Annotated in this window: 1 protein-coding gene; it reads left to right on the top strand. The window is 68.4% G+C overall.

Translation table 11 applies throughout. From position 1 onward, the window contains the following. The coding region (locus AX692_RS15010) for a CHAT domain-containing protein (RefSeq protein WP_155646337.1) at positions 1 to 370 on the top strand (370 nt) is incomplete at its 5' end. Between the last annotated feature and the right edge of the window lie 7 nt (positions 371 to 377).

The following is a 377-nucleotide window of genomic DNA, read 5'->3' as shown; positions in this document are numbered from 1 at the left end:
CAGCCAGGACGATGGCTACCTTGCCGCTTCCGAGGTGCTCACCCTCAACCTCACCGGTGTCGACTGGGTGATCCTCTCGGCCTGCAACACCGCAGCCCCTTCAGGCACGCCGGGTGAGCCGGGCCTGTCGGGCCTTGCCCGCGCGTTCTTCTACGCCGGTGCCCCGAGCCTCCTGGTCAGCCACTGGCCGGTCGGTGACGACGTGGCCGCAGCGCTCACGGTCAACACCCTCAGCCGTACCCAGGCCGGCGAGACCCGCGCGACCGCCCTCCAGAACGCCATGCGCGACATCCGCAACGATCCCACCAACCCCAGCTTCGCACACCCCAGCGCATGGGCACCGTTCATCATCGCCGGTGAAGGGCGGTAAGATGTTG

Source organism: Erythrobacter donghaensis (assembly GCF_001557325.1).
In the GTDB taxonomy this organism is placed as follows: Bacteria; Pseudomonadota; Alphaproteobacteria; order Sphingomonadales; family Sphingomonadaceae; genus Erythrobacter; species Erythrobacter donghaensis_B.
This window is presented reverse-complemented; position numbering and strand designations above follow the sequence as displayed.